Source organism: Rickettsiales bacterium Ac37b (assembly GCA_000746585.2).
Classification (GTDB): domain Bacteria; phylum Pseudomonadota; class Alphaproteobacteria; order Rickettsiales; family Arcanibacteraceae; genus Ac37b.
On the sequence record CP009218.1, the window covers coordinates 36,879 to 47,058 of the forward strand.

The following is a 10,180-nucleotide window of genomic DNA, read 5'->3' on the forward strand; positions in this document are numbered from 1 at the left end:
ATGTACCATCACAATGGTAATTTGAAACTTTGAGAGTTATAAAAATCTATAACCCTCTGTACATTACTGTTATCTATACCATATTTATTTACTAACTTTAGATAATATCGTTTAGTCATACCGCTATCTTTCAATTTACTGCCTAATACTACAAGATTAGCATAAATAGTGCTTATTTCATATATTTCTGAAATATTTTCTTTATATATTTTATGGTATATAGACTCTGCAAACTTGTATTCTTTATATGCCAAAATGTCTTTACCCTCTTCCTCTAATATTTCCCCTAACAATAGATGTGCCGAAGCTTGACTAAAATCCACTTGTTCTCCACCAAAAAAGTTGTTAAACATTTTGATAGCATTATTAACGTATTTTTCTGCCTCACTTAACTGCCCATTCTGTTTATAACAACGTCCTATTGTAATTAATAATTCAGCTATAACATTTGCCGATTTAGATTTATAATAATTAATTGCAAGGTTATAACCATGTTTAGACCATATACATGCCTCCGTATAATTACCTAAAATAAAATGTATACGTGCAAAATGGTTGATTGCATAAAAATCAATAGGATAATCCCCAAGTGGTTGTGCAATTTTTAAGAATTCTTCTGCATTTTTTGATGCTTCGTCATATTTACCCCTTTCCATAGAAAGCCATGTAGATATATACCAAAATAAAGTCTTAATTGACACACCATTTACATGATGTTGCAACAATTTAGCCTTATCTAAATACTTTTTACTATTACCTAAAGAACCTTCAAATAAATAAAATTGTGCAACTACTAAATATGCTTCTACCAAAACATCAATATCTCTTGAGTTCTTTTCTACATTCTTCAATACTGATAATAAGTGTTCTTTATAATAATCTGTATTATATTTGTCCGTAAAAATATAGTCACCATATATCGCTGATAGAAAAAACTTTTTTTTCATTTCTTTTGTAGTATAAATCTTATTATACACATCCTTTAAGAATTCTATGTCCTGTTGCAAGGTAATATAATTGCTCTTATGGTGAAACATCATATTATTATTTTCTACTAAACATATAAGTAAATTAAACAAATTACGTGTTCTTATACCATCGTTATATGCATTTTTTGCTACAGTATTAGATAGTATAAATAAGTAAGTATTGGCATTTACGAAATCTATTTGTGCATTCCATTTTTTCTGGTCTATATACTCCATGAGCGAAACCATAATAGCACTATATAGATATTCCATTTCTGTTGTAAAAATTCTATTTAGAAATTTGCTAATAGAAAGATTATCTGGAGTAAAATACTTATATCTAATAAATTCTTTAAGTACATTAGGTAAGCTATAATAAATTACTCCTCCAGTATTAATTTCATTAATCATGTTATAATCTCTCAAAATTTTTATGCTCTTCGAAATATCAACTTGATCAATACCAAGATTATTGAGTACTTTATATAGTACATATTTAGGAACTCTTATAGATAATAAAGATAATGCTTTTAAAATACTTACAGTCTCAGGATTATGTTCTTTTATCCTAGAAATAGATAAATTAAGTGTCACATTAAGAGTTTTATTTTTTTTATTCAAATACTTAATATTTGTATTATAAGAATTTTGCTTAAACAGATCTTTAGGATTATCACGTAGCAAGTTCAGATAATCTTTTATTGACAATTGATTATACAATATATACGAAGCAGCTTGCTGTATAGCTAGGGGCATACAATCCAAAAACTCAATTATATCCGTGATTTCTTGAGAGTGATTATGCGTAATTTTACTAAAAAATTCTTTTGCTTCCTCTAAATTGAATGGAGTAATATTAAAATTAGTAATATCACTATAATGATCAAGAGAAGTGATAATTATATGCTTTTTATCCCCCATATGCGTTTCTGGGAAATAATCACTAATCTGTGCTAACTTTTCTGCACCATCAAATACTATCAACCACCTTTTATTTGTTGTCCTTAGAGTATCCTTAATAAATTGTATAATTCCACTAGTAGATAAAGCACCTACATCTACCCTAAGATGCTCCATTTCTACTATTTTATTCAACTCACCTGCAAAATCACTTAATTGATCTACAACGTTTGTTTGCACATCAAACCACCAAACTATGTCGTACACAGAATTATGTTTATGTGCGTATTGTTTTGCAATTTGAGATTTACCTATGCCTGAAGGACCATTAATATTAGTTATATTATGTTCCAGCAATAATTTTTCTAATTTATGTAATTCTTCCTTCCTACCTGTAAAATCCTTATTAATAAAGGGAGCTCTCCATACTATAGGAACAACATTAATAGCAATACAATCATTAGTACATACTAAAGATAATAGTATAATTATGTTAATTCTTAGAAGGGAACAAGATAACATTATTGCTATTTCCTATATTACTTATATTGTTATCATAACGGATTATAGTTATGTTTCCTTGATTGTTATCAAGTTTTTTAAATACTAATAATGTATCTGCAGATAATGCTAATTTATGAAGAGCATTATCCGTAAGAGAAAACATATTAAAATCTTGAATCCAAAATTCTTTACTATTACTGAGATGGTAAGCGTTATCTATTATTTTGATTTCAACTTTATTACAATCATATTGTGACACACTTATATTTATATAGCCTTTATTAGGAATATAACGTAAAGATCTCTGCAAACAATTTATTAATAGAAGCTTTAGAAATATTATTTTATCACCTGATATCGTAAAATGCTCTTTAATCATAATTTTAAGTTCTACCTTAGCAGCATATAATTCCATATAAATTATAGACTCACATTCCTGTAATATAGTTGACAAACTCATCTCACTCACATTCGGATTATATTCTTTGCTTATCCCTAAAAAAGGGCTATTAATATGCCCTATAATATCATTGTAAAAAGATGATATTTTATGAAAAGCCTGTTTAAGACTTATATAATGTTCCTGATCTTCGTTTTTATTTTCTTTAATAAATTTTAATTTATATAAGAATATAAGATTTATGAAATATATACTAAATACACATATAAAAGAAAGAAATAACCTTATTAAGATTACTAATATATTGTCTTTAATATAAGATAAAAAGCCCAATTTTGAATAAAAAAACATCAACCCATTATTTAACGTAGTTAAGGATTTTTGCGAGGTAGATGCGTTTATATTTCCATTATTATCTAATATAATTACTTCATTATCTATATTTATATACCTTTGCATAGACTGAACCAACGATGGTAAATCTATTAATAATATTATATACGATACACCTAAACTTGGGGATGGAATCGATAAACCTGCAAATAGCTTGTTATTTAATACCTTATACTTAGGAATTCTAAATTTCTTACCCAATAAATTATAAAATTCGTCTGGTACATAAAGATTTTGTTTCATTTTCCCATATTCTGAATAGGAAACAAAATCATAGTCTGCTAATACTATATAAATTCCTTCAATACTTATATTATTGAAATTACTACTTAATAATCCATTATAATTTTCTGCTTTTAATAATTCCTCTATTTTTTTGTTCTTGATTTCAAATTTATTTCCCAATTGCAGTAATAGTTTATCGATAGAATTTATATCTTGCTCTAAAGTATTTTTTATTAGTTTGACATTTCTTCTATTATATTCATATACATGTAGGCCCTCATATATTACTATGATTACACTTATCAACAAAAATAAGAGTGTATAAAAGCTAGTTAAAGCTTTTTGGTATTCTTTAATAGCTTCTTTAAAGCTATAATGTTTATATTTTCTGACTAACCTATAATGGAGAGTTTTTTCTATAAAATTCCTAAAAACCTGTTTTTTCTCTATAAAAATTTGTTTAGCTTTAAGCCACATGATGCCGTGCTCACGATATAAAATTATTCTTTTTAATAAATAACAGATATTTCCAGATTAAACTGGAATTAGTAAACAAAAATAAGAGTAAATACCTACCCATAAATCAAGACACCTGCAACTACAAGTATAGCCCCAAACAATCCTAATCCTTCTGCTACTATTACTACTCTATTCTTTATTAAGAGACCATAGCAAAACCAATGCAGCAGTAATATAGTACATATCATATAAGCGAGGAGTGACACATCAGTTGCTGATTTATTTGTAAATATTTTATAAGCTTGGATATAATGCATCAATTGTCCTAAACATAATATGCATGACATATAGTGCTCTATATATTTTCTTTTTATAATCATAATTTCTTATATCACCTTCTGTTTATTACATATCATAGGTTGAGTACTTAAAAAATCTACTAACCCTATAGTTGTATTTAGTGGTTTAACTTTATTTAGCTTGTTTTATATTTTTATTAATGTTTTTAGGTTTTTAAGCTTTAAATATTGTTATTTATAGTTAATAGTAGTTAATAAATGGTTAACGCTATCTTAAGAATCATTTTTTTATTTTTAACCACTCCTATAGTGCTTCGACCTTCCTGATATATGGTTCATGTATTCTTCTGTTAGTTTTAGGTGTGTATCTCTTATATGATGCTTTAAGTAACTCTGGCTATTATTTATTATGTACACACACGTCATATACTTTTCTATTAGTGTGCCCGCCCCATAATCCTTCTTTAGATCTATCCCTCTTGACTTTGCACTTAGTAATTCTTTGGCAAGTTCTGATAATCTTACTTTGTATAACTTTTTTTCTTTTTCTTCACTCGTATGTAATGAATTCTTATAGTTTTGTACTAATTCTTTAATTGTTCTTACTAAAGATAGGTACTCTTCTACTAAACTAAAACTTAACATCTTTTATATTACTTCTTATATATTTTAGACTTTATAACGCTTTCAGTATAATATTGTTATTAATATAAGCGTTACTAAAATTCTCTTATTTAATAGATTCTAATTCTGTGAGTTTATTTAAGTCTTTTAGTGCTTCTTCACTTCTATCTAGATATCTATATATTACAGATCTATGAGAATAATACTTTTTAATCATTTGGATTATTGTATTATCCTTTTGTGTTTCTTGGTTAAATCCTATAACTCTACATACAGTTTTTGGTGTTCTAGATTTCCTCTTTTTAAGTGGTCTTTTCAATTGTATCTTATGAACTTCTGCCTTAGGAAGTAACTCGATAGCCTTATTCATATCTTCTAACGCTTCTAGGTAATTACCTAAACTCACATGACTAACAGCTCTCTTATAGTAATTCTCACTATCTCTTGAATCTAAGTACACTGCCTTACTATAATCTTTTATCGCTTTTTCGTGATTACCTATTTTATGATAGTAATCACCTCTACTTACGTAATGATCTTCATTTGTATACTCATTATAAATTGCTATATCATAATATCTTTTTGCTTCTTCATATTTATATAATTTAGAATAAGCTTCTGCTTTAATAATATAGTACTTAACATCAACTTCACGTGATACTTCAATTGCTTCAGTTATATCCTCTATTACTAGATTGTATTCTTTTATCTCTAGATAACACAGTGCTCTACTATAGTAATACTCCTCTTCTAACGGACATAAGTTTATAGCACTCGTATATTCTCTTATTGCTTCTTTATAGTTTGCAACCTTATAATAACATTTACCAACTTTATAGTAATTCTCAGCATAGCTTGGGTCTAACTCTATAGATTTTCTATATTCTTCTATAGCTTCTAAGTAGTTACCAGCTTCGTAAAGTGCATCAGCTGTATCTTCATACTCCTTTGATCTTACTTCCTCTGATAAACCTTTTAACTCTTTCATACTTACCATCTTTACTTAGCCCTTCCACCTACTAGGACCTCTCCTGCCTGGAGGATTATTAGGAACTTTTGGCGTAACAGGAGGACTAAGATATTCTTGAGAAGAGCTTTTTTGTTCTTTTGTTTCTTTCACTTGCTGAGATTTACCACTTTCTAATTTATCTTTAATATTTTTAGAATTACTTTGTTCTTCTGAGATAGCCTCTAGTGCTTCAAGACCATCTACGGTTAAAGATGAACTTAAAGCTTCTCTTTTTTCATTTAGTGTATTATCTCTTGCTTTAATTTCTCTTCTTACTTGTTTAACTACATCTTGTATTTTTGCCTTTCCTTGCTCAGTTTCTAGCTGCATATTCACAAAGGTTCTAAGAGACGGTAAATCACTCCTTCCTGTTTCTTTTTGAGCTAAGTCTCTTATACCCATATGTACTGCTCTATCTAATCTTGCTCCTTTTAATTCTTCTTTATATAGCTTTCTTTCTTCTTTCTCTTCTTTCGTTAAACTTTTGGTTTTTTCCTTTTTATCTAAATGGTCTACCATTAATGCTAATCTATCTATATACTGATTCTTTTCTTTTTCGTCTTTTTCTAACGTATGATTCACATATTCTCTGAGCATTGGGGCTGGTGGTTCTTTTCCTTCTTCTATGTCTTTTCGTGCAGCTTGAACCTTTTCTTTATGCTCATTACTCTTATAATAATTGAGCATATCATTACTAAGTAGCATCCTATATTCTTCTGCTTCTTTTTCTGATAATCCATTTACTAATAAATTTCCTATATTATTAACTGAGATATAGCCATTTTGCACTTCTATTATTTCACTAGATATTCGTTGTATACTACTCTCTAACCCACCCCCTTTAAGTAAGGGATTATTTTTGATTATATCACTGGCATCATTCAAAAGTTGCATTGCCCTGTCATAGTGACCTGCTACAGCAGCACTCCTAGCCTGTTCTATCAGTGATTTTACTTCTGCGATTTTACTTTCTTTTTCTTGCTCTAATTTATCTTCTTTTGTATCTCCTTCTTGAATATCTTTAACTTTATCTACTTTGAGCTTCTCTTGTATTTTCTTTTCATGGATTTGAAGTTCTTCTTCTAATTTCTTAAAACTATTTTCCAATATTAATTGCTTTTCTTTTAAAGCTATTTCTATATTACTTACTTTTTCTTCTTCAGCTTTATTGTCAATGTTTCTTGTATTGGTATTTTCCTGGTTATTTTCCATCTTTAACCCTCTTATATAATTCATCATTTAACTCTTCTAATTCATCTGCTATATTAAGTAACTTTGCTTTTATCGCTTTTTCATATTCAGCTTTATCTTGTTCGCTTATTTCTTCTATTTTAGCTATTTTTATTTGTTTCATATCATCCTCCCCTGCTTTCTTCTTATATAACCAAGATAATTTTTTGTAATATTCCTTCTGATTTGGATAATAGCTACTTGCTTCCCTATAGTTTGTTATTGCTTCTTCATATTTCTCTAACTTTTCATAACACTTCCCTATTTCATCAAAGACTTCTTCTCTTTTATCTCCTAGCTCTATTACCTTTTTATAGTCTTCTATAGCTTCTTCGTACTTCTTTAGACCTTGATAACATTTTGCTCGTCTATAAAAGTCATACGAGAAAAACTTACCTATGCTTGCAAAACATTCTATTGCTTCTGTAAAGTCCTCTATGGCTTCCTGATATTCCGAAATCCTATAGTAACAATCACCTCTGCTCGCATAATTAGGATAATGTTTTATTAATCCATTAGATTTTGCTTGTTCTATTACTTTAGTATAATCATCTATTGCTTTTTTATAATTATTGAGTTTAGCATAACATCTAGCTCTATCTGCTAACCAAACTCCTGGAGAGTCAAGATAGTTTAATTCTAAACATTTAGTATAATCCTTTATAGCTTCTTGATATTTAACTGATAAATCGTTAAGCATAGCTCTATATAAATAAACCTTGCCGTTCCTGGGATCTATATCTATTACTTTTGAGAAATCTTCCAAAGCTTCTTCATATCTTTTAAGACAACTTAAGAAAGCTCCTCGCGCTATATAGTATTTTATTATTCTTTCTTTACTAAATGCATCATTTAAGCGTACAACTGAATAATTAATTATTTCTTTATTTTTCTTCTTTGATCTGAATGTCTTTTTACGTCTATAGTTATATATTATTGCTTTTGGCAGTAATTCTATAATTTTAACATAATCAACCATTGCCTCAAATACCTTACCTTCTAACAATCCACAGCTTTGCGCTCTCTTAAAGTATAGTTCTGTGTCCTCGGGAGATAGATATATAGCCTTACTATAGTCATCTATAGCTTTGCTATATTCTTTTAGCTTATGAAAACAGTCTCCTCTTTCTTCATAATAAACTCTATTCTTTGGAGAAAACATTATTGCATTATCATATGCTTTTATTGCTAATTCATTTTCATTTAGCTCAGAATATGTAGATGCTTTTAAGTAATGATATTTGGGATTTTGTATATTAAGTTCTATACAGGTATTTATATCTTTAATAAATAGTTCTAACTTATTGTGGCTTTTATCGCACAAAGCTCTATTATAGTAATATCGCTCTTCTAGCGGACATAAGTTTATAGATTTTGAGAAGTCTTCTATTGCCTCCTTCTCTTGCTTTAACTCATAATAACAAAGTCCCCTGCAATTATAAAGATCTGCGTTCTTAGGCTCAAACTCAAGAGCATTACTGTATTCTGTAATAGCTAGAAGGTAATTCCCTGTATTATAAAGATTTTGGGCTTTTTGGGCATATTTTCTTTCTTTAGACACATACCCTCCTATCATTAGTAAATAGTTAGATCTCTACCAATATCTTGATACAACTCTCCCCTTAGTAGAAATATATTGTAAAAAATTCCTACGCAGCATACTTTAAATATCTTTTTATTTTTATAGACCAAAAATACAGGTCGTAATTCTCGATACTAACATATTTAATTATAGCAGTCAAATGATAAATCTAAAAAACAATATTCCAATCTTTATAAAAAGAAAGCTTCTAGAACACAATTTATCCTTAAAGGAATTATCTTTAAAAAGTAGTATACCCTATCCGACTCTCAAAAGCCTTAATTCAGGTAATAAGTCATCTCCACAGCTTCAAACAATATTAAAAATTGCAGCTCTGTTTAATTGTTCAATTGATGAAGTACTTGGTAGAGACTTTAAACACTACTACAACAAAAATTTTAAATATGGTACTCTTGAAATTAATCAGGCTATTAATAATTTAAAGTCATTCATAAAGTATAAAATTATAGAAAATAACCTTACGTTAAGTAGATTAAGTCTCAATGTAGGATTCAGTGACAAACTCCTTGCAGATTTCTTTAAATCGGAAGATTGTGTAAAAACATTAAGTACCTTAGCAATATGTGGAATTGCAGATTATTTTAATGCTTCAATCGATGAGATGATTGGTAGGGTATCTTATAACCCTAAAGAATTTGATGACCGCACTAACAATAATTATCCAATCACTTAAGAAGCTTAAATTATTTTTAAATTAGATTATTGAACAGCCTTTCCCTTTATTCCTATCACATGCTTTCTTTAATTCTTTTTCCTGAAATGTACCCCATGTAATGTTCAAAGTATCTTCTATTATTTTTAGTAATGTTTTGTCATTTTGTACATATGTATATAGTTCTCCAGAATTTCTTAATAAACTAGCTATAGTCCTAATCATAACCGTATTATCATCAATTTCTTTAGCAGCTTTAATAACTGGATTATCTCCTTCATGGTCCCTAACATCACGATCTGCTCCTTTTGATAGAAGAAAAGTTATATATTCAGGTTTATGCGCATGAGCAGCTATATGCAAAGGTGTCTGCCCTTTATTATCCTGAATATTAACTGTGTCAGCTATTTCCTTATCTATTTGACTTTTAGACATTCCTTTTTTTTTTAATGCACTTCTTTGGGCTTCTACTAATACTTCAGCATTATCTAATCTACCTGCAGAAATTGCTGACATAATAGGTGTCTTACCCTCATGACTTTGTTGTTTATACAAAAAAGTGTCTAAATACTGTATCAATCGTGGAAATATATGTCTACAATGCTCACTTACAGCTAAATTGTGTAATATATTAAGGGATATATTATCATCATTACAAATCCCATTTAATGCTTCTACAAAATTATTGTTTTTATCAAGTAACCCTACTAACTTATCAAGCTTCTCCGAATTAGTGGATTCCATTACGGCACTAAATACTTTTTTAATTAATTCTGGATTAACTCTTGTATCTACTTCTTTCATATCTGTTTTCCTATAGCTATATGTTTTAGATCGGAATCATATAATAAAGGTTAATTTATGTAAATATATTAGTTACATCTTTTAACGTTTTAGTTTATTTACATAATTAA

9 protein-coding genes are annotated in these 10,180 nt (G+C 28.5%); 1 reads left to right on the plus strand and 8 read right to left on the minus strand.

Going from position 1 to position 10,180, the window contains the following annotated elements:
- Window positions 1-8: 8 nt before the first annotated feature.
- The 7 genes from NOVO_09300 to NOVO_09330 form a co-directional block, all read right to left on the minus strand.
- Window positions 9-2,390 carry a putative ATPase gene (locus NOVO_09300; protein ID AIL66169.1) on the minus strand — a complete coding sequence of 794 codons (2,382 nt, stop codon included), beginning with the start codon at window positions 2,388-2,390 and terminating at the stop codon, window positions 9-11.
- Window positions 2,362-3,867, minus strand: coding sequence for a hypothetical protein (locus tag NOVO_09305; protein AIL66170.1), 1,506 nt, complete (start codon window positions 3,865-3,867; stop codon window positions 2,362-2,364). Before NOVO_09305 ends, NOVO_09300 begins: the two co-directional genes overlap by 29 nt.
- Before the next feature lie 95 nt (window positions 3,868-3,962).
- Window positions 3,963-4,196, minus strand: a complete 234-nt coding sequence (locus tag NOVO_09310; GenBank protein AIL66171.1) for a hypothetical protein — start codon at window positions 4,194-4,196, stop codon at window positions 3,963-3,965.
- Between the two features lie 246 nt (window positions 4,197-4,442).
- On the minus strand, window positions 4,443-4,793 hold the full coding sequence (locus tag NOVO_09315) for a hypothetical protein (GenBank protein ID AIL66172.1): 351 nt from the start codon (window positions 4,791-4,793) through the stop codon (window positions 4,443-4,445).
- An 85-nt stretch (window positions 4,794-4,878) separates the two neighbouring features.
- Window positions 4,879-5,769 carry a putative O-linked N-acetylglucosamine transferase, SPINDLY family protein gene (locus NOVO_09320; protein ID AIL66173.1) on the minus strand — a complete coding sequence of 297 codons (891 nt, stop codon included), beginning with the start codon at window positions 5,767-5,769 and terminating at the stop codon, window positions 4,879-4,881.
- A gap of 6 nt (window positions 5,770-5,775) precedes the next feature.
- Window positions 5,776-6,993 carry a hypothetical protein gene (locus tag NOVO_09325; protein ID AIL66174.1) on the minus strand — a complete coding sequence of 406 codons (1,218 nt, stop codon included), beginning with the start codon at window positions 6,991-6,993 and terminating at the stop codon, window positions 5,776-5,778.
- Window positions 6,983-8,572 (minus strand): putative O-linked N-acetylglucosamine transferase, SPINDLY family protein, encoded by a 1,590-nt coding sequence (locus NOVO_09330; GenBank protein AIL66175.1) that lies wholly within the window; start codon window positions 8,570-8,572, stop codon window positions 6,983-6,985. The genes NOVO_09325 and NOVO_09330 overlap by 11 nt, the downstream gene beginning before the upstream one ends.
- Before the next feature lie 181 nt (window positions 8,573-8,753).
- Between NOVO_09330 and NOVO_09335 the strand changes: the two genes are divergently transcribed.
- Complete coding sequence (locus NOVO_09335; protein AIL66176.1) at window positions 8,754-9,287, plus strand: Helix-turn-helix protein; 534 nt, start codon at window positions 8,754-8,756, stop codon at window positions 9,285-9,287.
- Window positions 9,288-9,308: 21 nt separating this feature from the next.
- Here the strand turns inward: NOVO_09335 and NOVO_09340 are convergent, their stop codons facing one another.
- Window positions 9,309-10,070: an Ankyrin repeat protein gene (locus NOVO_09340; GenBank protein ID AIL66177.1), complete on the minus strand. Its 762-nt coding sequence runs from the start codon at window positions 10,068-10,070 to the stop codon at window positions 9,309-9,311.
- Window positions 10,071-10,180 lie beyond the last annotated feature (110 nt).